28 protein-coding genes are annotated in these 25,497 nt (G+C 62.3%); 9 read left to right on the forward strand and 19 right to left on the reverse strand.

All coding sequences use genetic code 11. The annotated features are described in order from the left end of the window. Positions 1-9: 9 nt before the first annotated feature. From FME68_RS04710 to FME68_RS04725, 4 genes are all read right to left on the reverse strand, one after another. Positions 10-948 carry a 4-(cytidine 5'-diphospho)-2-C-methyl-D-erythritol kinase gene (locus FME68_RS04710; protein WP_158396372.1) on the reverse strand — a complete coding sequence of 313 codons (939 nt, stop codon included), beginning with the start codon at positions 946-948 and terminating at the stop codon, positions 10-12. Further along, on the reverse strand, positions 945-1,787 hold the full coding sequence (gene rsmA, locus FME68_RS04715; protein WP_070515914.1) for a 16S rRNA (adenine(1518)-N(6)/adenine(1519)-N(6))-dimethyltransferase RsmA: 843 nt from the start codon (positions 1,785-1,787) through the stop codon (positions 945-947). Before rsmA ends, FME68_RS04710 begins: the two co-directional genes overlap by 4 nt. A 33-nt stretch (positions 1,788-1,820) precedes the next feature. Beyond that, positions 1,821-2,969 (reverse strand): resuscitation-promoting factor, encoded by a 1,149-nt coding sequence (locus tag FME68_RS04720; RefSeq protein WP_158396374.1) that lies wholly within the window; start codon positions 2,967-2,969, stop codon positions 1,821-1,823. A gap of 245 nt (positions 2,970-3,214) precedes the next feature. Next, the gene (locus tag FME68_RS04725) at positions 3,215-4,039 is read right to left on the reverse strand and encodes a TatD family hydrolase (protein WP_158396376.1); all 825 of its coding nucleotides are present in this window, start codon (positions 4,037-4,039) and stop codon (positions 3,215-3,217) included. A 24-nt stretch (positions 4,040-4,063) separates the two neighbouring features. Here FME68_RS04725 and FME68_RS13195 point away from each other — a divergent pair, with 24 nt between their 5' ends. Genes FME68_RS13195 through FME68_RS04735 form a run of 3 tightly spaced genes read left to right on the forward strand, consistent with a single transcriptional unit; the run spans position 4,064 to position 5,069 of the window. After that, entirely contained in the window at positions 4,064-4,354 is a 291-nt protein-coding gene (locus tag FME68_RS13195) for a GNAT family N-acetyltransferase (RefSeq protein ID WP_230308891.1), read from the forward strand. Between the two features lie 8 nt (positions 4,355-4,362). Next, complete coding sequence (locus FME68_RS13200; protein ID WP_230308892.1) at positions 4,363-4,557, forward strand: GNAT family N-acetyltransferase; 195 nt, start codon at positions 4,363-4,365, stop codon at positions 4,555-4,557. 8 nt (positions 4,558-4,565) lie between these two features. Next, positions 4,566-5,069 (forward strand): GNAT family N-acetyltransferase, encoded by a 504-nt coding sequence (locus FME68_RS04735; RefSeq protein ID WP_158396378.1) that lies wholly within the window; start codon positions 4,566-4,568, stop codon positions 5,067-5,069. A 182-nt stretch (positions 5,070-5,251) separates the two neighbouring features. Here FME68_RS04735 and FME68_RS04740 read toward each other — a convergent pair whose 3' ends face one another. The 6 genes from FME68_RS04740 to rsmI form a co-directional block, all read right to left on the reverse strand. Next, positions 5,252-5,512 carry a HigA family addiction module antitoxin gene (locus FME68_RS04740; protein WP_046646945.1) on the reverse strand — a complete coding sequence of 87 codons (261 nt, stop codon included), beginning with the start codon at positions 5,510-5,512 and terminating at the stop codon, positions 5,252-5,254. Positions 5,513-5,546: 34 nt separating this feature from the next. Continuing rightward, positions 5,547-5,828 (reverse strand): type II toxin-antitoxin system RelE/ParE family toxin, encoded by a 282-nt coding sequence (locus FME68_RS04745; protein ID WP_046646946.1) that lies wholly within the window; start codon positions 5,826-5,828, stop codon positions 5,547-5,549. Positions 5,829-5,929: 101 nt separating this feature from the next. Next, complete coding sequence (locus FME68_RS04750) at positions 5,930-7,123, reverse strand: MFS transporter (RefSeq protein ID WP_328287715.1); 1,194 nt, start codon at positions 7,121-7,123, stop codon at positions 5,930-5,932. 4 nt (positions 7,124-7,127) lie between these two features. Beyond that, on the reverse strand, positions 7,128-8,960 hold the full coding sequence (metG, locus tag FME68_RS04755; protein WP_158396382.1) for a methionine--tRNA ligase: 1,833 nt from the start codon (positions 8,958-8,960) through the stop codon (positions 7,128-7,130). 88 nt (positions 8,961-9,048) lie between these two features. Continuing rightward, the gene (locus FME68_RS04760; RefSeq protein ID WP_158396384.1) at positions 9,049-10,890 is read right to left on the reverse strand and encodes a BCCT family transporter; all 1,842 of its coding nucleotides are present in this window, start codon (positions 10,888-10,890) and stop codon (positions 9,049-9,051) included. 305 nt (positions 10,891-11,195) lie between these two features. Continuing rightward, positions 11,196-12,044, reverse strand: coding sequence for a 16S rRNA (cytidine(1402)-2'-O)-methyltransferase (gene rsmI / locus FME68_RS04765; protein WP_158396386.1), 849 nt, complete (start codon positions 12,042-12,044; stop codon positions 11,196-11,198). 37 nt (positions 12,045-12,081) lie between these two features. Between rsmI and pmt the strand changes: the two genes are divergently transcribed. After that, complete coding sequence (gene pmt, locus FME68_RS04770) at positions 12,082-13,695, forward strand: protein O-mannosyltransferase (RefSeq protein WP_439329285.1); 1,614 nt, start codon at positions 12,082-12,084, stop codon at positions 13,693-13,695. A 94-nt stretch (positions 13,696-13,789) separates the two neighbouring features. Here pmt and FME68_RS04775 read toward each other — a convergent pair whose 3' ends face one another. Beyond that, the gene (locus tag FME68_RS04775) at positions 13,790-14,479 is read right to left on the reverse strand and encodes a zf-HC2 domain-containing protein (protein WP_328287716.1); all 690 of its coding nucleotides are present in this window, start codon (positions 14,477-14,479) and stop codon (positions 13,790-13,792) included. Continuing rightward, positions 14,466-14,879: a DoxX family protein gene (locus FME68_RS04780; RefSeq protein WP_046646952.1), complete on the reverse strand. Its 414-nt coding sequence runs from the start codon at positions 14,877-14,879 to the stop codon at positions 14,466-14,468. Before FME68_RS04780 ends, FME68_RS04775 begins: the two co-directional genes overlap by 14 nt. 19 nt (positions 14,880-14,898) lie before the next feature. Between FME68_RS04780 and FME68_RS04785 the strand changes: the two genes are divergently transcribed. After that, positions 14,899-15,492, forward strand: a complete 594-nt coding sequence (locus FME68_RS04785; RefSeq protein ID WP_328287717.1) for a methylated-DNA--[protein]-cysteine S-methyltransferase — start codon at positions 14,899-14,901, stop codon at positions 15,490-15,492. Positions 15,493-15,536: 44 nt separating this feature from the next. Further along, on the forward strand, positions 15,537-16,154 hold the full coding sequence (locus FME68_RS04790) for a DNA-3-methyladenine glycosylase I (RefSeq protein ID WP_158396388.1): 618 nt from the start codon (positions 15,537-15,539) through the stop codon (positions 16,152-16,154). A gap of 12 nt (positions 16,155-16,166) precedes the next feature. Here FME68_RS04790 and sepX read toward each other — a convergent pair whose 3' ends face one another. The 4 genes from sepX to FME68_RS04810 form a co-directional block, all read right to left on the reverse strand. Continuing rightward, positions 16,167-17,417 carry a divisome protein SepX/GlpR gene (gene sepX / locus FME68_RS04795; RefSeq protein WP_158396390.1) on the reverse strand — a complete coding sequence of 417 codons (1,251 nt, stop codon included), beginning with the start codon at positions 17,415-17,417 and terminating at the stop codon, positions 16,167-16,169. A 191-nt stretch (positions 17,418-17,608) separates the two neighbouring features. After that, on the reverse strand, positions 17,609-18,325 hold the full coding sequence (locus tag FME68_RS04800) for a GNAT family N-acetyltransferase (protein WP_080975043.1): 717 nt from the start codon (positions 18,323-18,325) through the stop codon (positions 17,609-17,611). A gap of 17 nt (positions 18,326-18,342) precedes the next feature. Next, positions 18,343-19,635 carry a molybdotransferase-like divisome protein Glp gene (glp, locus tag FME68_RS04805; RefSeq protein ID WP_070510397.1) on the reverse strand — a complete coding sequence of 431 codons (1,293 nt, stop codon included), beginning with the start codon at positions 19,633-19,635 and terminating at the stop codon, positions 18,343-18,345. Positions 19,636-19,723: 88 nt separating this feature from the next. Beyond that, the gene (locus FME68_RS04810; protein ID WP_046646956.1) at positions 19,724-20,653 is read right to left on the reverse strand and encodes a UTP--glucose-1-phosphate uridylyltransferase; all 930 of its coding nucleotides are present in this window, start codon (positions 20,651-20,653) and stop codon (positions 19,724-19,726) included. 70 nt (positions 20,654-20,723) lie between these two features. On the opposite strand from FME68_RS04810, the gene FME68_RS04815 reads away from it, so the two are divergent. The 3 genes from FME68_RS04815 (at position 20,724) to mscL (ending at position 22,808) form a co-directional block, all read left to right on the forward strand. Further along, positions 20,724-21,290: a 5-formyltetrahydrofolate cyclo-ligase gene (locus FME68_RS04815; protein WP_158396392.1), complete on the forward strand. Its 567-nt coding sequence runs from the start codon at positions 20,724-20,726 to the stop codon at positions 21,288-21,290. Positions 21,291-21,358: 68 nt separating this feature from the next. Then, the gene (locus tag FME68_RS04820) at positions 21,359-22,003 is read left to right on the forward strand and encodes an SAF domain-containing protein (protein WP_158396394.1); all 645 of its coding nucleotides are present in this window, start codon (positions 21,359-21,361) and stop codon (positions 22,001-22,003) included. 376 nt (positions 22,004-22,379) lie between these two features. Beyond that, entirely contained in the window at positions 22,380-22,808 is a 429-nt protein-coding gene (gene mscL / locus FME68_RS04825; RefSeq protein WP_071409386.1) for a large conductance mechanosensitive channel protein MscL, read from the forward strand. Positions 22,809-22,899: 91 nt separating this feature from the next. Here mscL and FME68_RS04830 read toward each other — a convergent pair whose 3' ends face one another. The 3 genes from FME68_RS04830 to FME68_RS04840 all read right to left on the reverse strand — a co-directional run bounded on the left by FME68_RS04830 (position 22,900) and on the right by FME68_RS04840 (position 25,417). Beyond that, entirely contained in the window at positions 22,900-23,166 is a 267-nt protein-coding gene (locus tag FME68_RS04830; protein WP_158396396.1) for a hypothetical protein, read from the reverse strand. Next, positions 23,166-23,759 carry a MogA/MoaB family molybdenum cofactor biosynthesis protein gene (locus FME68_RS04835; RefSeq protein ID WP_046646961.1) on the reverse strand — a complete coding sequence of 198 codons (594 nt, stop codon included), beginning with the start codon at positions 23,757-23,759 and terminating at the stop codon, positions 23,166-23,168. The genes FME68_RS04830 and FME68_RS04835 overlap by 1 nt, the downstream gene beginning before the upstream one ends. A gap of 110 nt (positions 23,760-23,869) precedes the next feature. After that, positions 23,870-25,417, reverse strand: coding sequence for a S1C family serine protease (locus FME68_RS04840; protein WP_230308893.1), 1,548 nt, complete (start codon positions 25,415-25,417; stop codon positions 23,870-23,872). Between the last annotated feature and the right edge of the window lie 80 nt (positions 25,418-25,497).

The following is a 25,497-nucleotide window of genomic DNA, read 5'->3' on the forward strand; positions in this document are numbered from 1 at the left end:
ACGCTGACGCTAGACCAGCGTTGCGCCGGTTGCAGGGCCTGTGGTCACCAGGCCACGGGTTCCGCGGTTATCGGCGCAGACCTGGGCCACCACTTCCTGTGCGGTCTCCTCGTCCTCGCAGAGGAAAGCACAGGTCGGCCCAGACCCGGAAACGATGCCCTTGAGGGCGCCGGCGGCCTCACCGGTGTCGAGAATCTTGCGTAAGTCCGGACGCAGAGAGAGTGCTGCCGGCTGGAGGTCATTGTGCATCACCGCGGCAAGCTCGTGGGGGTTGCCGCCGACGAGGGCTTGGCCCACGGCTTCCGTGTCCGAATGTGGTGTGCTTCCACGGCCGGCAGCGCGCAGCTCATCCAGTTTGTGGAAGACAGAGGGTGTGGACAAGCCTTCGGCGTTGGTGATAATCGCCCAGATATAGCGCCCGCGCGAGAGCATCGGGGTCAAGAGTTCGCCGCGCCCGCGCCCCAAGGCCGTGCCGCCCATGAGGGTAAAAGGAACGTCGGAGCCCAGTTCCGCGGCGAGTTCGTAGAGCTTCTCCATGCTGAGGGCTTCACGGCCGAATTCGGTGCTCAAAGCTTGATTGGCCAAAAGCAAGGCGGCCGCGGCATCAGCGGAGCCACCGGCCATGCCCCCGGCTGCAGGGATGTTCTTTTCCATCGTGAGCGTGCCGGCAGCTGGCAACATGAGATTGTGAGCCACCAGCTCTACCGCGCGCCATGCCAGGTTCTCGGTTGATGCCGGAACGCCCGTCGCATGGTTGCCGGTGACCTCCACTGCGGTTTTCTCGCCCCAGCGGTAGCTCACGCGGTCATGTACGTCGAGGGACTGAAACACGGTGGCCAGCTCATGGAAGCCATCCGCGCGGGCCTCCCCCACCCCCAGGTGCAGGTTGACCTTGGCATGGGCGCGCGCCTGCCAGATCTGCGGGGAGTCGTCTCCTGTCCTACTCATGAGGCTTCCGCCAATCGGACGAAGTCCTCCACGCCCAGCTTCTCACCGCGCAGGCGCGGATCGATATCCGCCGCGCGCAGCGCTTCCTCGGCTGCTGCGGCGGAACCATAGAAACCTGCCAGGGCGGCGCGAAGTGTCTTGCGGCGTTGGGCAAAGGCGGCGTCGATCAGCGCGAACAGACGCGGGCGCAGTGTCTCGTCGAAGGGGCGGGTGCAGTCGATGCGCACCAACCCTGACTCAATCTTAGGTGCCGGCCAAAACACGTTCTTGCCAATCGTGCCGGCCTGGCGAACCGGTCCATAGAAGGATGCTTTCACGCTGGGGATGCCATAGACCTTGCTGCCTGGCGCGGCGGCGAGGCGCTCAGCTACTTCCAGCTGCACCATGACCAAGACGCGGCGAATGGACGGGTAGACCTCCAGCAGGTGGAGCAGCACCGGCACCGCCACGTTGTAGGGCAAGTTGGCTACCAGGGCGGTCGGCTCCCCCAACTCCCCTGCCTCAACGGTGAGTGCGTCCTTCTCCACCACGGTGAGGCGATCCGCAAAGTTGGCTGCCCGCGCCGCCACGGTATCTGGGAGCTTGCCTGCCAGCCGCGGGTCAATCTCCACGGCCGTCACGTGCTCGACCTCACCCAGTAGTCCCAAGGTCAGCGAACCCAAACCAGGGCCGACCTCCACCACGCGGTCCTGCGGTTGCAGGTCCGCGGCAGCCACGATGCGCCGGATGGTGTTGGGATCATGCAAAAAGTTCTGGCCCAGCTTCTTTGTCGGCGTCACGTCGAGCTCAGCGGCGAGCTCGCGGATCTCCACCGGGCCCAACAGGTGGGGTTGTGTCATGTCATCCAGACTAATACGCGAGGCGCTGAAGCCTTAGCGCAGGCCGAGCTTCGAGGTGCACGCAGGCCATGCGCCCCAGCCCTGGGCGGCCTGAACCTTCTGGGCCACGGCGATCTGCTGCTCGCGGGAAGCCTGCCATGCCTGCGGGGCATACTCGGTGCCGCCGAAGGCAGCCCAGGTCGACGGGGTGAACTGCAGACCGCCGGAGAAACCATTGCCGGTGTTGATGGACCAGTTACCGGTCGCCTCACACTGTGCGAGCGCATCCCACACCGAGCCCTCAGCAACGGCCGGTGCGGTGGACTTCGGCTTGGTACCGCGCGCGATGACTGCGGCGACGGCCTCGGTGCGCACGTCTTCCTTGATGATGTCGTTGGACTCTTCTGCACCGTTGACCTTCACAATCTTGCGGGTCACGGTGCGCGAACCTGGGGTGCCTTCCTCGCGGACTTCCTCAGTGCCTTCTTCCAGCTCTGGGTCATCAACGTAGGTAGCTGGTGCGTCGAAGTCCTCCGTCTTCTCCTCTTCGGAGATGTCCACGCGGTCCACGGTGATGGCCGTGCCGGCCTTGACGGGAGCGTCAAGGTCCGGCGACACACGGTCATCCTTACCCACGGTGATACCGCGGGCTTCCAGTACGTCCTCCACGGTCTTAGCCGCAACGCTGGCGTAGGACACAGAGCCACCGTCAGAGAGCTTAATGATCTTCGGGGATACCACCTCAAGGTTCATTCCCTCAGTCAGAACCTCATCATCCTCGACGGTCTTGGAACCGGAGGTGATAGCAGCGCCCGGGACGATGCCGTCGAGTCCGCCCAGCAGGTCAGACACAGTGAGGTCAGTGGAGGACATCTTCGTCTCCACGCCATCGATGGTCACCGCAACCGGCTTGGCGGTGCGAACGGTAATCGAGTCACCATCGGAGACCTGCTCAGAAAGCGCCGGGTAGACAACGTCCTCCCCGCCAACGCTCACACCTGCAGCCTCGAGAGCCGCGTTAACATCGCCGGCGAAGGTAGCCAGCTGGGTGGTCTCACCGTTGATGTCGAGCGTGATGTCCTTCTGAGAACCGACGGCAACGACACCACCCACAGCCAACGTGCCGAGCACACCGCCGGTGGCCATGCGCAGTGGCAGGGAGCGGGAGTTGTTGATTCGCTTGATCTGCTTCTTCGGGGACATAAACCTTTACTCGTCTCTGCGTTGCTTCGTGCCCAGAGAGGTCTTTGGACTCTCCTCAGCACCTGACGTGGCGTGCGAATGCACGCCAGCCGGCAACATCAAGGCCGGACTAACTTTGGATAACGATACGGTAACAGAGCGTAACGATCGAGACGTTCTCACACGCCGCCACCACTGGCAACACACTCGTCACACCAAACACGCGCGCCACCGTTGAGCAGCACCTTTGCTTTGAGTGAAGATCATCACACTCCGAAGACCTCGGCGAAGGTTTCGGCCACCTCTGCGGCCAAGTCCTCCACTTCTTGGCCGCGCGCCTGCGCCACGCAGCGGTACGTATGACCAATCAACGAAGGTTCATTACGCGCACCACGGAAGGGCTCCGGGGTCATGTACGGCGCGTCCGTCTCAATGAGCAGCTGCCCGGCTGGCGCGAGCGCTGCGGCTTGGCGCATCTCCTCGTTGCGCTTGAACGTCACGTTGCCGGCGAAGGACAAAACATAGCCACGCTCCAGAGCCTCCTTGGCCACATCAAGTGGCGAGGAGAAACAGTGCAGCATGACCTTCGGCGCCTCAGCGCACTCCCCCAGCACGCGCATGAGATCCTCATCGGCCTCGCGGTTGTGGATCATCAGCGTCTTGCCCACCTTCGCCGCCAACTCGGCGTGCCAGTGAAGCGCTTCCTCCTGGACGTCAAGCGGCGCAGTGCGCTCCGGCTCATGATGTATCCAGTAGGTGTCCAACCCAGTTTCCCCGATGGCCACGCAGCGCGGGTCCGCAGCCATTTCGCTCAGGCGCGCACGGGCGGCCTCGTCGAGTTCATGCGCCTTGGTGGGATGAATAGCGCAGGCCGCATACACGTTGTCGAATTCCTGCGCCGCGGCCAAAGCCTTCTCCGCCTCCGCTAGGCCATCGCCCACGGTGACGATGCGCTCAACACCAGCGGCACGGGCACGCTCAACGAGGTCGGCGTCAGCGTCGCGGCAGGAGGCGAGGTGCGTGTGGGCGTCGATAAGCTGGCTCAAACCTTCGGCGGGAACGGGCGTGGGGCGTGGCTTCTTCTTAGACATGGCTGCGAGTGTAGTCTTGCGCGCATGATTATCCGTGAAGCGACGGACACCGACGTCCCCGCAATGACCGCCACCTTGAACTGGGCCATCCGGGAGACCCACTTCATCTTTCGCAGCGAACCCGCCACGGTGGAAGAGCGCACCGAGTATCTCCACCAACTGCGCCGCGAAAACTGTCCTTGTTTCGTGGCTTTCGATAATGACGGCACGTACTTAGGCTGGGCACTCTACCGCCCCTACCGCGATCCTAAGGTGTGGCTGGGCTGCTACGAGACGACGATCTACGTTGATCCCACCGCCACGGCCGCGGGGTAGGCACGCGCTTGCTCGATGCAGTCGTTCAGCATGCCCGCGAGGCGGAGCAGGTCCATACGCTGCTGGCACTCATCGTGGCGGACAACGTCGCATCCATCAAGTTGCATGAGAAGTTCGGCTTTGCCACTGTAGGAACGTTAAAAGAAGTCAGCCGCAAAGCTGGGCGCTGGATAGACCTCACCCACTTGCAACTCATGGTTTAAGGAACATCATGCACGTACGTCCCGCAGAGCTTGCCGACGCCCCCGCAATCGCCGCCATCTATAATGCCGCCTCCGCCGCGAAGCCGGCCACCAACCTCGTCACGTGGCAGGAGTCCATAGAGGACCGCGAAAAGTGGCTCGCACAGATGGAGGAGGAAGGTTTTCCCGTCTATGTGGCGGTGGACGATGACGAAATCATTGGCTGGGCCGCCTACTTCCAGTTTGTCACCCCAGCTATCTACTACGGCACGGCGGAGGATTCCATCTATATTGCGGAGTCCGCACGGGGCAAGGGCGTGGGCAGCGAGCTCATGGACACGCTCATGGACCACGCGAAGGAAAATGACTACGTGAAGACGATGATTACCTACATCGTGGACACCAACGAGTCCTCCATTGCCCTGCACAAGAAGTTCGGGTTCGTGGAAACCGGCCGCATGCCCAATATCCACACCAAGGACGGCGTGCGCCTCGGGCTGGTGCACCTGCAGCGCGACTTCGACCGCTCCTAAAGCGGTTTGATGGCCACTAACTCAGGGAGGCGCGTGCCAGCCGCCCCACCACCAGTGACGGCACTGCCATTGTTGCCAAAGATCTGGCCAGATCCCGCGGCGAGGCGAGAAACTTTGGCAACAACGGCGACTTCGGCTTGAGCAACTCACCCTGCGCTACGCGGTCACAGACGGCAAACGCGTTAAGCCGGCGCTGCCTGAAGCGGCACAATATCGTCCAGCTCGGCAAGAATTTTGTCCTCTGCGACATCCAAGTCGTAATGGGTCTGCAACCCCAGCCAGAACTGTGGGGACATTCCAAAAAACTTGGCAAGGCGAAGAGCCGTATCGGCGGTAATAGCCCGCTTTCCGTGGACGATTTCGTTAATACGTCGAGGCGGGACCCCTATCGAAACCGCGAGTTTGTGCTGGGTGATCCCCATTTCCTTAAGAAAATCTTCCATCAGGATTTCACCTGGGTGCACTGGGGGGAGCTTTTTAGTGGTAGTCAACGATCTCAACCTCCTCTGGCCCTAAAGCGGTCCACCGGAAGCAGATCCGCCATTGGTCATTGATACGAATACTATATTGACCCCGCCGATCGCCCTTCAACGCTTCGAGCCTATTCCCCGGAGGAATCCGAAGCTCATCTAGCCTCTGCACATAGCCCAATTGCCTCAGTTTGCGAAGAGCTACCGAGTGAATACGTGAATCTATCGAGGACACCCTCTCTCGATTCCATAAGCGCTCTGTATCCCTATCCGCGAACGACTGAATCATAAATGCACCATACCCCCCATAACGCGACACGTCAATAACGCGAGGCGTTAACTCTAACTAACGCTGCAATACAAAAGTTACCGCAACTAAGGAGGACCCCGCTAGGCAGCGAGCTCGTCGTCAATATAGACCCGCCTAGTCGCGCGCAAACCCGCCACCAACATGCAGAGGCTGAGCACCATCAGCGCAATCAGCACGGCCGTCCAGTTACCGGTAGCGCCGCGCACAACGCCCACGAAAAGCGGCAACAGCCCCGCCAAGATGTAGCCGCCCGGCTGCACAAAACCGGAGAGTCGTGCGGTCGTCAGCGCACTCCGAGTGCGGGCGGTGAGCAGCGCCAGCGCCAGCGGGAAGCACATACCGCCGATCCCCATCAGGCAGGCCCAGGCGAGCGGGGCGGCGTCGGCAGCCACAAGGACCCCACCCCACCCAGCACAGGTGCACAGCGCCAGCACAATCGGTACGGGTGTTAGGCGGTCCAGGCGAGAAATGAGCCAGGGCATGATCACGCCGCCGGCGATGTTAAAGACACCGATGACAGCAAGTGCCACACTGGCGGTATCCTCACTCACGCCCTTCTCTACCAGCATGCGCGGCAGCCAACCCATTTGGACATAGGCCATGGAGGACTGCAGCCCGAAGAAAAAGAGCATGGCCACCGCCGTGGGCGAGGTGTACATGGGCTTTGGCGCGCCGGCACCGTCGACCGCGCCGTGGGCAACGTCCTTGCCTGCCTGCGGAAGGACCACTATCCACGCCACTAGCTGTGCGATGGCCGGCAGGCACCAGATCCACAGCGCACCTTGCCACGTGCTTTGCGTCACCGCGGACAGCGGGCCAAGGGCGCTGGATACGCCCAGCATCGTGGTGTAGGTGGTCATCAACGCCACCAGCGTGCGGCCCGAACCATGCTGCTTGATCCACGCGGGAAGCAGAACGTTGGCTAGAGCGATGCCGCCGACAACGCACAGGGTCAATGCAATAAACAGTGGGAAGCTGCTCACCCACGGACGTAGCGCCAGGCCCACCGCTAGGGCCAGCGTGCCGCCGGCCAAGGTACGGCTGAGCCCGCCCCGCCGAGCAATGGGCACGGCGGCCAAACCCATGGCCGCGAAGCACAGCCCCGGAAGTGCGGTAAGCAAACCCGCCTGGCCGGAGCTGATTTCAAAGAAATTTTGGATTTGGCCCAGCACAGGTGCCACGGAGGCAATGCCCGTCCGTAGGTTCAGCGCGGTCAGGCAGACAACAACAAAGAGTAGGACGGGCGCCAGGGAGCGCCGAAACGCCGAGCCCACGCCTTTACTTCTGAACCGGGGCCCACTCCGGGCCGGTCTCACCAAGCTCCGGGTCGAGCTTAGCCACCAGCGGCTTGGGCTTCTGCAGCGTCGTCCCCGGCGTAATGTCGACACGCTTCCACGCAGCCTGCTGCGCCGCGTAGTCACCGGTGATGATCGGGTACGGGTGGTTCTCCGGCGGGAGGTCTACGCCAACGAGTTCGACCGGCATATCATCCACCACGTCTTCAATGCGCGGCTGTGCGGCCCAGACGCCCTCACGTCCCAGGGTCTCGTGCACCTTCTGTGCGGTGAAGGGCAGGAACGGAGTCAGCATTACGTTGCAGTCGGAGACCACCTGCAGTGCGGTCCACAGCACGGTGGCCAGACGCTCGCGCTGGGTTTCATCCTTGGCCAGCTTCCACGGCTCCATCGCCGCGACATAGGCATTGGCCTCGCCGACGACGTGCATGATGGCGGTCATGGCCTGCTTGAACTTGGACTGCTCGAGGAAATTCGCGGCGGTGGTGAAGGTCTCCTCCGCCAGTGCCAGGATGTCCTTGTCTGCCTGCTCCAGCGCGGCCGGGGCTGGGACCTCGCCGAAGTTCTTGTGTGCCATCGACACGGTGCGGTTGACCAGGTTGCCCCAGCCGTTGGCAAGCTCGTTGTTGATGCGGCGCACGAACTCGTCCCAGGTGAAGTCGGTGTCGTTGTTCTCCGGACCGGCCACGGCGATGAAGTAGCGCAGTGCGTCTGGGCCAAACTCCTTAAGGAAGTCCTTGACGTAGATAACGACGCCCTTGGACGAGGAGAACTTGGAGCCGGACATGGTCAGGTATTCCGAAGACACAATCTCCGTGGGCAGGTTGAGCTCACCGTAGGTGTGCAGCTCACCGCCCTTGGAGCCCTTGCCCGCGTAGCCCAAGAGCTCTGCTGGCCAGATCTGGGAGTGGAAGGTGATGTTGTCCTTGCCTTGGAAGTAGTAGTGGCGTGCCTGCGGGTTCTGCCAGTAGTCCTTCCAAGCCTCCGGGTTGCCGGTGCGGTGGGCCCACTCGATGGAGGAAGAAAGGTAACCAATCACCGCATCGAACCACACGTAGAGCTTCTTCGCGCCGTTATCCTCCCAGCCTTCGACCGGAATGGGAATGCCCCAGTCGATGTCACGGGTCATGGTGCGCGGGCGCATATCCTCCAACAGGTTGAGGGAGAACTTGAGGACGTTCGGGCGCCAATCCTCGCGGGTCTTCAGCCACTCCTCGAGGACGTCCTTGACCGCAGGCAGGTCCAGCAGGAAGTGCTCGGTATCGATGAACTCCGGGGTTTCACCGTTGATCTTGGACACCGGGTTGATGAGATCTACCGGATCGAGCTGGTTACCGCAGTTATCGCACTGGTCCCCGCGCGCGCCATCGGCACCACACAGCGGACAGGTTCCCTCGATATAGCGGTCAGGCAAGGTACGGCCCGTGGACGGCGAAATGGCGCCCTGGGTGGTCTCCTTAATCATGTAGCCGTTCTCGTACAAGCCCTTGAATAGCTCCTGCACCACCGCGTAGTGGTTGCGAGTGGTGGTGCGGGTAAAGAGGTCATAAGACAGGCCGAGCCCAGCCAGGTCGGTGACAATCTGGCGGTTGTAGCGATCCGCCAATTCACGAACCGTCACGCCTTCCTTATCCGCCTGCACGAGCAACGGGGTGCCATGCTCGTCAGTACCGGAAACCATGAGGACGTCGTTGCCACGCATTCGCTGGAAACGGGCGAACACGTCGGAAGGAACACCGAAACCCGCCACGTGTCCGATGTGGCGGGGTCCGTTGGCATAGGGCCAAGCAACATTAACGACAACTGTCTCAGTCATGGCCCCTACTCTATCGAACACCCCCTCACCGGCAATGCAGTGAGGGGGTGTAAGGAAGAAATGCTTGCGCACCAGAACTAGGTGAAAGCTAGTGCTTCTGGCTGTGCTGGCGGCGGCGGGCCTTGTAGGCCTGTTCGCGCTGGAACTCGCGGTGCAGGCGACGCTCACGCGCCATCTTGCGCTGGAAGGCCTGGGACTCGCGGTACTCGCGGTAAATTACGTCGTTGCTCAAGTCCTTGTAAATAGCGAACATGAGGCCGACGAGGATGAAGAGGAATGGCAGCGCCGCCACGATGGTGACGTTCTGCAGGTTTGACAGGGCATCCTCGCTCGACAGCAGCAAGGTCAGGCCGACAGCCGCAGTGAGCACACCCCATGCCGCGGACAGCCACGGCTTGGCGGTGGTAGCGCCAGACTGGGACATCGAGCCCATGACTGTCGACGCCGAGTCGGCCGACGTAATGAAGAACGTGGCAAGGAGCAGGGCGGCGACGATGCCCGCGATGAAACCACCGGGGAGGTTCTGCAGCAGGTTGAACAGCTCCTGCTCGGCAGACTCACCGGAGATGGAGTTGCCGTTCTGCTCCATGTGGATGGCGGTACCGCCGAAGATGGCAAACCACACCGTGGAGACACCAGCCGGGACGAGAAGCACACCAACGCAGAACTCGCGGACGGAACGGCCGCGCGAAATGCGGGCGAGGAACATGCCCACGAACGGCGACCAGGAAACCCACCAAGCCCAGTAGAAAATGGTCCAGGTAGATAGCCACTCGCCAGCGTTTCCGTTATCGGACTCAGCGGTACGAGCGATCATCTCGGTGAAGTTCGCCAGGTAGTTACCAATGGAGCCTGGGATCTGGTTCAAAATCGACACGGTTGGGCCGAAGACGAACACGAAGATGGCCAGCAGAGCCGCCAAGACCATATTGGTGTTAGAGAGGTACTGAATACCTTTGCCCACACCCGACATGGCCGACAGAATAAAGGCCAAGGTCAGCACGAGAACGATGCCGATGACGACGTTCTGCGTGGGGTTCTCAATAATTCCGGAGGCCTGCAGGCCTGCCTGAATCTGCATCGCGCCGAGGCCCAGCGAACAAGCGGTGCCAAAGACGGTGGCAAAGATGGCCAAGATATCAATGATCTTGCCTGCGAATCCGTCGGCGGCGCGCTGGCCAATGAGCGGCACGAAGGCCTGGCTCAGCAGCTGCTTACGGCCGATGCAGAAGGTGGAATAAGCAATGGCGAGGCCGACGATGGCGTACACAGCCCACGGATGCAAGGTCCAGTGGAACATCGCCGTGGCCATTGAGGTTCCTACCTCGTTTTCACCATGACCGGGAACGCCGTTCTTAAAGTAGTTCAGTGGCTCGGAAGCACCATAGAACATCAAGCCGATGCCCATGCCGGCAGCGAACATCATCGCAATCCAAGAGACCGTGGAGAATTCCGGTTCCTCGTTAATCTTGCCCAAACGAATGGTGCCGAACTTCGAGGCCGCAACGCAGATAACGAAAACCACAAAAATGGTCCCGAAGAGCACATAGGCCCAGCCAAAGTTATTCACCACGAAGCTCAGAGCATTGCTGGAGAAGGAGGCAAAGCTCTCTGGAGCAGCCAAGCCCCATGCCACAAAGGCGGCAACGAGCAGGCCGGCGATTCCCACAATGGTCCAGTCGATCGGTGAATCAATGCCGCCTGGGCCAAACTTCTCGTCCTCTTCCTCCTCCACCGGCGCGGGAGCCGCCTCAGGATTGAACGCCTTGTTGGTGAGCATATCCTGGAGCTGGCTTGTGGCCGAGGCCTCCTCGAGGCGCTCGTCGACGGTGCGGTATTCCTCTACCGCGGCCGGCGAGCTCTCGCCTTGGGGCACAGCCGAAGACACCCCCGTGTCCTTTACATTGTCTGCATTCGTCGAGTCTGTCATACCTCCCGACCTTGGTGCTGTCTCATCAACTAGTCAAACTAAAACGGAAACAAAAAGACCATTCGCCACATGCACTTCGGACATATAGCGTTCCTAAAGCGTCTGTCACGAGCTTCTTTGCACGACCGCTATTCCACCGCAGCTGCCGATTCTGTGACGCAACTGTGCAGCTTGCCAGCTTGTTCGGAGGCACTTCCGAGGTATGGCATCCCTACCGCGCATGCCGCGGCCACGCCGGGTGACATAACGATGCCATAACGATTGGCCCAAAAGAGACGGGCATCACCAGAATTTATTGTTAAAGCTCAGCCGCGCGCGGCGAGGTATGCATCATAAAGTTCACGGTTGGACCACTCGGTTCCCGCTGCTGCCTGCTTGCAGGCATCCTTGGCCCGCACGCCCCGCTCAACCTCCGCGCGGACCTGCTCCACAAGGGTCTCCAACGACACCGGTGCGGCATCCCCGCCCTCGATGACGACGGTGATTTCACCCCGCGCATTCTCCTGCGCCCACTCGGCAAGCTCACCCAAGGTGCCACGCTTGATTTCCTCATAGGTCTTCGTCAGCTCACGGCAGACCGCAGCGCGGCGCTCCGCGCCGAGGATCGCTGAGGCGTCGCCAAGCGTCTGCGCTAGCCGGTGCGGGGATTCAAAGAAAGCAATGGCGCGGCGCTCCCCCACGAGGGACTCCAGCCAGGCTTTACGCGGTCCGGGTTTGCGCGGCGGGAAGGCATCGAAGAGGAAATGCCCCACCCCCAGTCCGGAAAGTGCAAGCGCAGTCGGCACCGCCGAGGGCCCCGGAAAACAGGTCACAGGCACATCCGCTTCCACCGCAGCGGTGACGATGGAGTGCCCAGGATCGGAGACCAGCGGCATGCCAGCATCCGACACCACGAGAACCGTGCCCGTCCGGGCAGCGTTGACGAGCGCGCGCGAGCGCTCTTCTTCGTTGTGGTCGAAATTGGAAACCACCTTGCCGCGGATCTCTACCCCCAGCGCCTGGGCCAGGTTACGAACGCGGCGGGTGTCTTCCGCAGCGATCACATCCGCGTGGCCCAACGCCTGCATCAATCGGGCAGAAGCATCACCGGGATTTCCCAGCGGCGTGGCGGCCAGGATGACTCCACGCGGCAGGGGTTCAAGCTGAAGACTCATACCCCCAGCATGGCACACGCACGCTAGACTCTTCCGCGTGAGTATCGCAATCCCTACTGATCGATCTGGCCGCACCAGCCGCGCGCGCGTCCCCGCCGCCCGCGGCATCCATACCCGGCCAGCTCCCCCTGCTCCCCGGCACTACACCTGGACCAAGGCCGACACGATCAGCACCGCCATCATCGCTGTGCTGGCATTCATCACGCGGTTTGCAGGTCTCACCGCACCGGTCTCCGAGGGAACTCCCGTCTTCGACGAGAAGCATTACGTGCCGCAGGCATGGGACATGGTCACCAGCTGGCACAACCTCTTCCTCGGCGGCATCGAGTCCAACCCGGGCTACGGCCTAGTTGTGCACCCACCGCTGGCCAAGCAGATCGTCGCGATATCGGAGGCCATCTTCGGCTACACCCCACTGGGCTGGCGGGCCATGGCCGCGCTCTTTGGCGTGGGCACCGTGCTACTCACCATGGCGCTGGCACGCCGCTTGTCCGGTTCCTGGCAGGTGGGCTTCCTCGCCGGCCTGCTCGCCGTGTGCGACGGCGTGCTGCTCGTGGCCTCCAAGTTCGGAATGCTTGATATCTTTCAGGTCTTCTTCATCGTCGCCGCTGCTTGGGCCCTCGCGCGGGATCACCAGCAGATGCGCGAGCGCCTGCACGCCGCCTTCCTGTCAGGCACGATGGGGGACTCCGACTTCGGCCCCCGATTTGGATTCCGGTGGTGGCGTTTTACTGCCGGCGTTTTCCTGGGTCTAACGCTGGCCGTGAAGTGGTCAGGCCTGTACTACATCATGTTCTTCGGCCTCATGAGCGTTTTCTCGGATCTCGCTCTGCGCCGCTTGTATGGCGTACGCCGCTACATCGTGGGCACGCTGGTACGCGATACCCCAGCAGCCCTGGCCTCACTCGTTGCGGTCCCCGTAGCCCTGTATGCGTGGTCTTGGCGCGCCTGGTTCGCCGATGAGACCGCTGTCTACCGCCACGCCAAGGTTGACGGCACGATCGAGGATGGCTCTTGGCTGCTCCACCTCCCCGAGCCTCTTGCCGGTTGGTTCTACTACCACTCCTCTGTGCTGGAGTTCCACGCCTCCTTGACCTCCTCAGGTGGCCACAGCCACCCCTGGGACTCCAAGCCATGGGCTTGGCTGGTGGCCGCACGCCCCATCCTCTACTACTCCTCCACGGACATCTCTTGCGGGGACGGCGGATCCTGCCGCAGGATGCTGTACCTCTTTGGTACCCCGGTCATTTGGTGGCTGGTTATCCCGGCGGTGCTGTGGGGACTGTGGTCCTTGCTCGTGCGACGCAACCGCGCCTTCCTCATCCCGCTTGTGGGTGCCGCGGCGGGTTTCCTGCCCTGGCTCATGGTCTTCGACCGACAGATGTACTTCTTCTACGCCACGGCGTTCATCCCGTTCGTCATCGTGCTGATCTCCCTGGCTTTGGGGCAAATGATTGGACGTGGACGGGTTCTGCAATGGCGCTGGCTCACGGAGCTTTTTGGGGCCGCGATGCCGCTGGGCACCTTCCTTACCGTGTGCTACGCCGCGCTCGTCGTGGCAATGTTTGCCTACTTCTCCCCGATTCTCTACGGCTACCTCATCCCGGATTCTTGGTACCACTCCATGATGTGGCTACCGTCCTGGACCTAAGCCCCTGGCCCTACCCCCTGGCCCAAGCTGCTTTGGCTTGGGCCCTTAGGCTCGGCCACTTAGACGTAGCCTCTTAGACGTGGCCTTTTGAGGCTTAGCGCGGGTTAGCGGACAACGTCCTATACACGTCCCGGAGCAAGAAGCCCCGGTCGGCCGCCCACGCCCACCCCAGGCTGGCCGTTGCGAGACCGGTGCCGATGAGGATATAAACCTGCTCCGCGACAACGCTGCCCAAGGCAAAGTCGCGCATGGTAAAGCCGCACAAGAACGCGAATATCGTGCAGACCACCGGCAGCAATCCAGGCGCTGAGGCTGGGCGCCAGGCAGCAAAAACTAAACCGCTCGCCAGACCGAAGCGCAGCGCCGCAGCCTCCATCAGAAGGTGTGCGCGCTCCGGGTCGGCCCCTTCCGCGAGGGTTCCTTCACTGCCCAGGGTGGTCAAGCCGGAAGCACTGACGACGACCACGATCGCCCAGATCAGAAACGCCACGGACAACACTCCGAGAGCTACTCGAGCCAGCGTGAGCGATGCCTGCCGCGCGCTGGAGGCCCGCTGCCACTCCGGCTCCACGCCAGCCAGGATGACTTCCGACAAGTCCTGCGGCGGGAGGCCCTCAGGTTCCACGAGGCTCAGTGAGCGAGACAAGGCCGCCGCCTTCTCCCGGAAGGCGGCACACTCCGGGCAGCCGGAGACATGCGCGTCAATGACATCGGGCGCCAGCTGCGGGGCTTCCCCATCGAGCTGCGCGGAGATCGCCGCTTGCACCTGCTCATGCGTCAGCACGGCTCAACACCCCATCCACACTCGCCCGGCCGGAGCCGAAGACAACGATCATGAGCAGCGACACGATGAGAACCAGCGGGTACTCGATGCCACCATCGGCGGCGAAGAGGCCATTGCCCATATGCACGAAGTACAATGCACATGCCATAAGCAGCGCCAATGCCCCTGCCACAAAGGTGGTGAGCAGGCCGACCACGAGGGCCGCCCCGCCCAGCATCTCTGCGAAGGCAGCCAAGTACGCCGAGGTCTGCGGTTGCGGAACTCCCCATGCGGAGAATTGACCGGTCACCTCGTCCATACCGCTAAAGAACATCTTGTCCACACCGTGCGCGACGAAGATAACTCCCAGCACCGCGCGGAAGATGAGCAGCGCGGCATCGCGTACGGCGGGTCTATTCATGGTTCATAGACTACCCTGGATGACCACCTCCCTCCGAAAGGACTCCCCTCCTACCATGCACATGTGGACCTCGCTGGACACTCCGCTCGGCCGTCTTCTCCTTGTCTCCTCTAAGCGGGGTTTGTCACGGGTGTATTTCCCCGGTGAATCTCCGGATCTCAGCGGTCTGCAGCGCCTCCCCGATGGCCCTACCAGCGCCCGACACCCCAGTACTGCGAATGCTGGTGTTGCGGGCGCTGGTGTTGCGGGGTCCGACGCCCTCGTCGCCGCTGCCCAGCAAATCACCGAATACTTTGCGGGCACGCGCAGGGATTTTGAGCTGCTTCTCGACGTCCCCGCATCCCCGCACACCTTCCGCGACCGCGCGCAACGTGCGCTGCGCGATATCCCATTCGGCGAGCGCTGGACCTATTCGCGCCTCGCTGCTGCCGCCGGTAGTGCACAGGCCGCCCGCGCTGCTGGAAGCGCCTGTGCTACGAACCCGCTTCCCATCGTGGTGCCGTGCCACCGCGTCGTTCCGGCAAGCGGCGGCCTCGGTTCCTATCGTGGGGGCACAGCCGCGAAGCAGATGCTGTTGGAGCACGAGGCCACGCTCTGCGGCACGAGGCCGTGAGAGCCGTGGGGAACCGATGAACCGATTCTGCAGTCTAAAAAGGCATGACTAGTACACAGATGGCAAACGATACGAGACTTGTTTATGACTCCGCGGGGCTTGGCCGCCCCGCCTGGGCAATGACCTCCCCGCTTCTCCAAGAATATTACGACACCGAATGGGGCATGCCCGTCCATGAGGAATCCGCCCTGCTGGAACGCCTCTGCCTGGAAGGTTTCCAGGCCGGGTTGAGCTGGGAACTAGTGCTACGCAAGCGCGAAGCCTTCCGCGCTGCCTTTGTGGGTTTTGATGCAGACCTTCTGGCCAGCTTCGGGGAGGAAGAAGTCGAGCGCCTCATGAACAATGCGGGGATCATCCGCAACCGTCTGAAAATCAACGCGGTGCTTAACAACGCGAAGGCCACGGTGGCCTTGCGGGAGACAGGCGGGCTCGATGAATTCATCTGGAGCTTCCTGCCTGCTGACACGATTGCGCCGGAACGCGAAGAAGATATTCCAAAATACACAGAAGAAGCCTTGGACATGTCCAAGGCTTTGAAGAAGGCCGGCTTCAAGTTCGTCGGCCCAGTGACGTGTTTCTCCCTGATGACGGCCATCGGGATGGTTGACGCCCACCTCGTAGGCTCCCATCGGCGCGGCACATCCGGTATCTGGCCGGCCTAGGGGCCGGGTGGATTAACCAACTCGGCGGGCTGCTAGGTCATCGCGGCGCTGGCGCGAAGAGGGATGGGGACCGTCGAAGCCATCGTCGCTATCGCCCTCCGAGTAGACGGGCAGGTAGTCAAAGTCCGGGCTTTCATCATCGATTTCCAGGATGAGCGCGCCTGGACGGCGCAGGTTGGGTGGCAGCGACTCGGCGGGGTTCTCCGCATTACGCACACCCAAACGGGCGCGGCGCAGGTGGTAGACGCGTCGGCGCAGCAGCTCCCGCTCGCGGCGCACCTGGGCGCGCAGGGCCACCAGGTAGACCATGGTCATAACGCCGGCAATACCTGCCAGCCACCACGTCCAGCTCCCCACAACAATACCCAGGCAAACCGTAGCTACCACTGCTACCGCCAAGCCGATGAGCGTGCGCTGGCGGCGCTGATAACGCGTGGCGGAGGCTTCCTTTTCCTTCACCGGATCCCAGCCACCGCGGCCCAGGCGGCGCTGGGCGAAGGCCAGTTCCTCGGCGGACAGCTCGGTATCGCTTCCGCTCGTTTCCTCGTCCTCAGTCTCAGTAGCAACAAGGTCTCCGCCCTGCGGGACGGCGGCCGAACCTTCCTCTGCGCCTTCGGCGTCAGTGCTCTCCGCTTCAACCTCTGCTTCGTCGGAGTTGCTCACATCAGACGCAGCCGGTGCTTCCTCCACCGCGTCGATGGCACCCGGATACATCAGATCAACCGGCGAGGTATAGGTCTCATCGAAGTCATAGGCATCCTCGGCCACGCCGGCGTTGGCAGGAGCCGTGAATACCTCGGCGGCATCCGCCTCAACGTTCTCAACCTCCTGCTCCGACCCATGATCATCCTCGGCAGCGTCGTCGGAATCATCCTCGAGCTCAAAGTCCGCCTCGGCGTCTTCAGCTTCTACGACTTCGCCATCAATCGTGTCCGCCACTACGGATTCGGCAGCGCTCTTTCCTTCGGCATCGCCCTGGAGCGACTCCGCGGTATCAGCAACCCCCTCGGCCTCAACCAGCTCATACTCGGCCTCCTCATCGCTGGCCTCCGCTGCTGCCGGGGTGTGCGGGCGGATATCCTCCTTGCCCAGGCGCGGTTTACGGCGGCCCGGCACGGAGCCGGAATCTCCTTCGAAGAGCACGCGGGTCTCTTCAAAGGCCTCACCTGTGTGGCTCATCGGACGCTGCGAGCGCAAAAGCAACGGAGCGAGGATGAAGAGCCACAGCACGATTACGAGAATGATCGGCACGGCAGTCATCATGTGGCTGAGTCCCACTTTCAGGGGTCGACGAAAAAGGGAATATAACTAGGCCCCTACTCTAGCTGCCCAACCCCGCCCCGTGGGCACCAACGAACCCCTAAATTACAAGGTTGTTACTCAAGTGAAAGCAGAGGTAGTTGACCTAAACAATCTCCGGTCTAACACAGGCTTAGCGACTGCTAAGCCCCCTGCTAGGCCCCCGCGATTCGTCCCGCCGCACGGAGGCGCTCCACCGCCCCAGAGGCAAAATCCTCGCGATTAAGAGCCAAAAAGTGATGGTCCCGCCACGCGCCGTCGATATGCAGGTTGCGGCGCAGGAACCCTTCATCGCGGAACCCGTTGCTGTGCAGCACCTTGCCTGAAGCGGGGTTCTCCGGCAGATAGGTGGCCGTCACACGATGTAGCCCCACACGATAAAAGGCATGGTCCACGCCAAGAGCACAGGCAGCAGTAGCCACGCCCGCACCGTGCACCGCGGAATGCACCCAATAGCCAATCCAGCATTCGCTGACCCCTCCATGCTGGATATTGCCTAAGGTCAATTGTCCACAGAATTGGCCATCAACCTCAATGACCAGCGGCACCACTGTCCCAGCCCGGGCCGAGTCACGCAGAAACATCAGGTGATTCCACCAAGCCGACTGAGAGTGCGCCGCATCCCACTCCGTCGGCAGCGTCGGCTCCACCGGTTTGAGGAAATCCCTATCCTCGATGCGCTGCCGTCGCCACGCCGCACCGTCCCTCCGCAACAGCGGGCGCAAACGTAGCGTCGCCCCGCGCGGGAAGACACGAGACTCCCGCAGCCGTACCGCGGGTGTAGCTTCTGGCCAGCCCGGATGATCGGGGTTGACCCCACCGGTGGCGGGGGTGGAAAAGCGCCCCGCGGCGGTACCAAAAGGATCAAGCATGACGTGTGTGCCGGCGGCTAGCTGCGCTGGGTCAGGAACAGGACGTCCACCACGTCCCCGGGACGGATCTCTGTCACTTCCTCCGGAATGCGGATCATCGCGTTCGCTTCCGAGAGCCCTGCGAGCAGGTGCGCCGGCGCGCCCGCCGCACCGCCCAGTCCTTCCACCAGATAGTCGGAGGTTTCGGCATCCCGCATGAGCCGGGCGCGGATGTAGCCGCGGCGCCCCGGGCGGGATTCCATGTGGTTGAGCACACGTGCGCGCACCACGCGACGTTGGCCGCTGCGCTTGCCCAGGGAGAGACGGATCAGCGGGCGCACAAAGACCTCAAAGATAACCAGCGCGGACACCGGGTTCGAGGGCAGCAGGAAGGTCGGGATGCGCTCCTCCCCCAACAGACCGAAGCCCTGGACCGATCCTGGGTGCATTGCTACGCGTGAGGTATCCACATCTCCCAACTCATCAAGGACCTCGCGGATTTCTTCCGAACCCGCGCCACCCACGGCACCGGAGATCACCAGCACCTCGCTGCGCGCCAAGTAGGTTTCCAAAGCCTCGCGCACGCGACGCGGCTCGCCGGCGGCGATGCCGACGCGGTGCACGTCCGCGCCGGCCTCCTTCGCGGCCGCTGCAAGCGAATAAGAGTTCACGTCGAAGACTTGCCCCAGGCCGGGCTCGCGGTCGACGTCGACAAGCTCCTTGCCAAAGGACACGATGGTCACGCGCGGGCGGGGGTACGCCAGCACCTTCGAACGCCCCACTGCCGCGAGCAGGCCAATCTGCGCTGGGCCCAAGATGGTACCGGAGGACACGGCTACATCCCCGGGCTGAATATCATCGCCCACGCGGCGCACGAAGTCCCCCGATCGCACCGGGCGATGCGAGGTCACGCGCTTGCGGCCGCGGTCGGTCCACTCGAGGGGAAGGACGGCGTCGGCAAGCGTCGGCAGAGGCGCGCCCGTGTACACGCGCACCGCTTGCTTGGGCTGCAAACGCAAAGGCTGGCGCGACCCTGCGGGAACCTCCCCCACTACAGGCAGGGAACGCTCAATCTCCGTCTCCGTGGCGGGAGCATCCGCATCCTCAACGTCGTGGCGGGAGCGTGCCTTGAGGGCTTTTTCTCCCCCGACGTCCACGGCGCGCACGGCATAGCCATCAATGGCTGCTTGCGGAAACCCCGGGAGCGGCTGGTTTGCCTGCACCTCCTCCGCGCACTTGAGACCTAGGGCATTCGCGATGGCGATGCGTACCGGCTCGGGAGTCATCGCTGCATCAAGAATGAACGCCATCTGGTCATCGACCGAACGCATGTACCGCCTGCCTTTACTCTGGGGTATGTGGGGCCTAAAGGGATGGAAGTTACTGGAGTAGAGCTTAGCGCGCTAGGCGTGCGAAGGCTTAGCCCTTCAGCCCCTTTTCTTCTTCGTAGTCCTCCACAATCTTCTTGATCGCCTTGTAGAGTGCAGGACCGTACTTCTCATCACGCAGACCAAAGTCAACGTTGGCCGGGATGTACCCACCCGGGTTGCCCAGGTCATGGCGCTTACCCTGGTGGACTACGACGTGAACGGGGTGGCCTTCCTTGATAAGGAGCTCGATGGCATCGGTCAGCTGCAGCTCCCCGCCCTTTCCTGGCTTAATACGGCGAAGGGCATCAAAAATCTTCCTGTCGAGCAAGTAGCGCCCAGTGGCCACGAGGTTTGAAGGCGCATCGTCCGGATCCGGCTTCTCCACCATGCCCACAACCTTCTTCACGCCCGGTGCATTGGTGTCCTCGACGTCGAAGACGCCGTAGTTGTAGGTCTCCTCGCGCGATACCTCGAAGGCGCACAGCACGCTGCCACCCAGGGCGGCGCGAACACGGGCCATCTCCCCCATGACGGTGGCGGGCAGAACAATGTCATCCGGCAGCATAACGGCGAAGAATTCCTCGTCATCCTCCAGCACGGATTCCGCCAAGCCCACCGCGTGGCCCAGGCCCAGCGGCTTTTCCTGCTCCACGGAAATCGGGTGGATCAACTGAGCGGCACGCTTGACCTTGGCTACCTGCTCATCTTTGCCGCGGGCATCGAGGGTCTCGACGAGATCGGGGAACTCATCGAAGTGCCGCATCACTTCCTGCTTGTTCGGCGCGGTAATCACCGCGAGGCGCTGAGCGCCCACGGACGCGGCCTCTTCCGCGATAAGTTCAATGCCCGGCGTATCAACGACGGGGAGCAGCTCCTTCGGTACGGTCTTGGTGGCGGGCAAGAAGCGGGTGCCCATGCCAGCAGCGGGGACAACGACCGTAGCGATCCCGGTGTGGGAATCCTCGTGTGCAATAGCCATAAGTTCCACTTTACAATGCGCCCTTCCCGCTCCCGTGCTGCGCTACGCCGTCCCGCTATGATTGACAACCATGACGACCTCCCCCAAGGACGCCTTAAGATCCTCACTCCTGAATGCTCGGCGCGAGCGCAGCGCCGAGCAGCGCGCTGATGACAACGCCGCGTGGTGCGCCGGTGTGGGTGAATTACTCACTCCTGCGATGCGTGTTGCCGCCTACCATCCCCTGGGCACAGAGCCGGGTGGCCCCGACTTCGTGGAGGCCGTGTCCGCACTCTGCAAGGAGGTCTACCTTCCTATTTCAGGCAAAAACGGTGAGCTCTTGTGGACGCTGTATGGCGGGCCGGAGGCCATGCGCCCAGGGGCATTAGGGATTGCAGAGCCCGTCGGGCAGCGCCGTAGCAGCGAAATCCTGGCGCACCTCGACCTCATCTTGGCGCCCGCGATGGCGGTGAGCGAGTCAGGCATGCGCCTCGGAAAAGGCGCCGGCTACTATGACCGCGCGCTGACACCGCTGCCCACTGGGAACCCGCCCGTCGTCGCTCTCGTCCACTCCAGCGAGGTCCGGGACGTCCCCTTCGAGGAACACGACCGTCCCGTCGATGGCATCCTCACCGAGCGCGGGATGCGCTGGCTTTAATCGGCCCCTTCTCAGATTCCATGCCGCCGCCTGGGAACCGCGCGGGTCGGGGTGCAGTCTAAAAAGGTATGGACTTTCTTCACGTTCTGCGCACCCCCGGGCATCGCCGCAGCGTTCTTCTGCGCCGCGTAACGGCCGCGGTCTTGCTCGTGGCCGCGGCGGCCAGCGCGCTCGCTTCTACCCGCGAGCAGCCGCGCGTGGTGGTCATGGCCCGGGACGTCGCCGCCGGAGAGACGCTGGCGCTTGGCGATGTCTCCGTGGCCCGCGTCCCCTCCTCCGCTCTGCCCTCCACGGCGTTAGGGAGCAACCCGGAAGATGCGGTGGGGCGAGTTCTGGTGGCGGCGGCCAGCGCCGGCGAAATACTTACCACCACCCGGCTGCTCAGTTCGGACCTCATCGCAGACTTCGGGATGGAAGACGGCCACCTTATCCCGCTCACGCTCGCCGAGCCAGACGTTGCCCGCAACCTCCATCACGGCGATACGGTCAATATTGTCGGTGCCCTCGACGGTGGTGACGACGCTTCCCTCCCCGCCCGCGGCTCAACGATTGCCCGTGGCGCACGCGTCGTGTCGGTGGGTGCCGGCGGAGAGGATGCCCGCACGCACACACTCCTCGTTGCGCTACCAGCCGAAGCAGCCGAAGCTGTGGCAGCCGCGTCACTGGCACAACCGCTCACGGTAGTCATTGTGGGCGACCGCGCCCACAGTTAAGCTATGTTGTGAAGATCATCGCGTTTGCACTGGTAGGCCTCCATAAGATGTTGCCACGACACGCAAACTCTGCCTACTATAGGCACATCCACTCAGGCGCTTTATGCTCTTGCAGTCTCGCGACTGCCGCGCGACCCCGCGGCACCACCTGCAGGATGGCGCACAGAAGTGGCTTTCGCTATTCCAGTATTTCCACATGCTTCGTCTTACGCTGGCGCCCCTGCGCATCTAGGGCCTCTCTTAGAGAGCATTATGGCTCTATGCCTGCTTTTCTCCGACTTTTCTGAACAGCGCGCCTGCGCAGAGTGCGGACTACGCAAAGCAGACGCTTAAGACACAGGAAGCACCTACCCCCGTAGATAGGACAACCACCACCATGCTCAAGGGCTTTAAAGATTTCATCCTGCGCGGCAACGTCATCGAGTTGGCCGTAGCGGTCATCATCGGTGCCGCCTTCACCGCGATCGTCACCTCCATCACCGATCACATCATCCAGCCGCTGATTAACTCCCTCGGCTCCCCAGACTTTGGTGGCCTGGGCTTCGCAATTACCGATAGCCCGGAGACCTTCCTGGACTTCGGTGCAGTCATCACCGCCCTTATCAATTTCCTCATCGTTGCCGCTGTCATCTACTTCGTCATCGTTGCTCCGATCAACGCCGTCACCGAGCGCGCTAAGCGCCGCCAGGGCGTTGACCCGGAGGAGCCGGCTCCGACCACCGAGCAGCTGCTCGGCGAGATCCGCGACCTGCTCGCTGCTGAAAACGGTGGCACCACCACCAACAAGCCTGACTCCAGCATCTAAGCCAGCAGCCCCACGCCTAAAAATCCCACAGAGCCGGCATTTCGCCGAAGTTCTGCGGGATTTTCTTATGCCTCCGCCCGCTGCTCACGCACTACTGCGTGGTGCCAAAATGCGGCGGCATGTTCTCGCGGTAGAAGGCCTCTCCCGTGGCCTCGTCCTCGCTGTCACCACCGGGGCCGCCTGCGTCCGCCTCAAAGCTCACGGTGCGCAGCTCATCGGCCCCTGCGGCGGAAGAAGAGCCAGCGGCCCCAGACATTGGCCGGTGAGGAACATCGAAGCTGCGATCGTAATTCTCGGCCGTCGAAGGACGCTTCGCGCGACGGCGCGCCCGCGGGGTACGCGGTGTGGAATCAGCCATTAGACGCTGGACTTCTGCAGCTGATCGACGAGGTGGTGCACCAAGGGGGTCAGCGTAGCCATGCCATCACGTACCGCCGCGCGGGAAGACGCGACGTTGACGATCACCGTTGAACCAGACACTCCCGAAATGCCGCGGGATGTGCACGCATCCACCGCACCGCATGCTTGGCCGGAGGAGCGCAGGGCCTGGGCCACGCCAGGGACCATTTGGTCCAGCACCGCGCGAGTCGCCTCTGGGGTCTTATCGCGCGGGCCAACGCCCGTGCCGCCAATCGTGAGGACCAAGTCAACGCCCCCGACCACGCCGGTTTCAATCGCCTGCCGGATCTTGGACTTCTTGGAACGAACGATTACTGCGCCGTCGACGGTGAAATCAGCTTCAGCCAACAGTTCGCCCGCCAAGCGCGACGTGTCCTGCGCTGCATCATCTGGGTGGTCGGTAACGATGACGACGAGCGCGCGGCGCGGTGCTTGCACACTTTGTTCTTGTTCGCTCGCGATGAGGAAGGCGTCATCTGGTTCGGTGACATCATCGAGTTCGCGTGAGGCATCGCGCCCCAGCAACTCAGTTGCGTCGGTGTTTTCTGCCACGGAGGTTCTCCTTAAAGATAGGGGCGGAATCTTCCGGTAGTGGTTTCTTCACAAGGTCTCAGGGTGCGGTGTTCGTGCGGCGCTCACGCACCGCCCAAGTATTTGTTAACTTACTCGCTTGCCAGAGTTACCTCTACCTTTCTCACATCTTCGCTGTCTCGGCTCCGTACCTCCAGGGTCACGGTCGCGCCGAACTCCTGGGAACGGGTTGCCGCGATGAGGGCATCAGAGCTTTCAATAAGCCGATCGTTGACGCGGGTGACCACGTCACCAGACTTGAGCCCTGCCTTATCGGCTGGGCTATCGCGTTCTACATCGACGATCTCCGCACCAAGGGTGTCGCTTTGCGCGCGGACCTTAACGCCCAAGGTTGGGTGCTTGACCTTGCCATTGTTGATGAGCTCATCGGCCATCCGCTTGGCAAAGTTGGAGGGAATAGCGAATCCCAGACCGATGGAACCGCCCTCGGAATTCGAGCTACCCGATAGCGAGGCAATCATCGAGTTCATTCCAATGATGTTGCCTTCCATGTCCACCAAGGGACCACCGGAGTTGCCTGGGTTGACGGCGGCGTCGGTCTGGATGGCGTCGATCAGCGAGGACTCCCCACCTTCCTGCGAAGCACGGACGGGACGGTTCTTGGCCGAGACAATTCCGGAAGTCACCGTAGCGTTGAGTCCCAGCGGGGAACCGACGGCAACGACCTCTTGCCCCACCGCGGCAGCGTCCGAATCACCGAACTGCAGGAAGGGAAGCTCGTTAACGTCATCAATCTTGATGACAGCAACGTCCGTGGTCGCATCCGAGGCCACAAACGTGGCGCTATGGCGGGAACCATCATTCATGGTCACTTCCAAGCGCCCGCCTTGATCCGCGCCGGCGACGACGTGGTGATTGGTCAACACGTAGCCGTCCGGGGAAATAATCGAGCCCGAGCCCTCGGCACCGCCGGAGCGGGTAATGGAGTAAATGGATACCACTGCTGGAAGTACCTTCGATGCCACGTCCTCGACGGAGCCGTCGGCAGGCTCTTTACCGGTGCTGTTGGCCACCGGCTGGCGCTCCAAGACCTCATTGACCGTCGAGGTGGAGGACTTGTCCTTGCCCACCGTTCCGACCACCACGCCGGTAACACCGCCGGCAGCGATGAAGGCTACGAGCATCATGGACAGCGCGGTGCCCAGGCCGACCTTGCGCTTGGCCTTAGGCTCATCGCTCGGTTCCACGACCCGTACGCCTGCCCCCTCTTGGCCCGCGAAGAACTGGTTCTGATTACCAGCATGCGCCGCAGTGTAGCGCTGACCGGCATAAGGCTGTGTTCCCTCCTGCGAGTGCTGCCCTGCCGAAGGCTGCTGTGCTGCCAAACGCTGCTGACCTTGTTGACCGAATCCATAATTCGAACCGCCATACGGCGCCTGCGCCCCGTAAGGTGCCTGGGAAGGCTGGTTGCCAAAAGAAGTAGGCCGGGCTCCCTGCCCCGCCTGGCTTCCGTAGGGCGACTGTCCGCCTTGCCTCGATGTATCCAACCGCGGCTGATTCCAGCCATTCGATTCACTTCCCACAGAAGGTACCTCGCCTCGCTGCTGTGATTGTCCCCGTCCGTCAGAGTTCTGCGGGCTATCCATGGGGTTATCCATGTTCGAATTCCTCATATTCATGTCAGGTAGTGTGCACCATCGCGCTGGCGCGTATCTGATACTAATCTGCCAGTGTGCTACGAGAAGCTGGACGTTTCCTG

It is taken from the genome of Corynebacterium hiratae, assembly GCF_009708045.1.
In the GTDB taxonomy this organism is placed as follows: domain Bacteria; phylum Actinomycetota; class Actinomycetes; order Mycobacteriales; family Mycobacteriaceae; genus Corynebacterium; species Corynebacterium hiratae.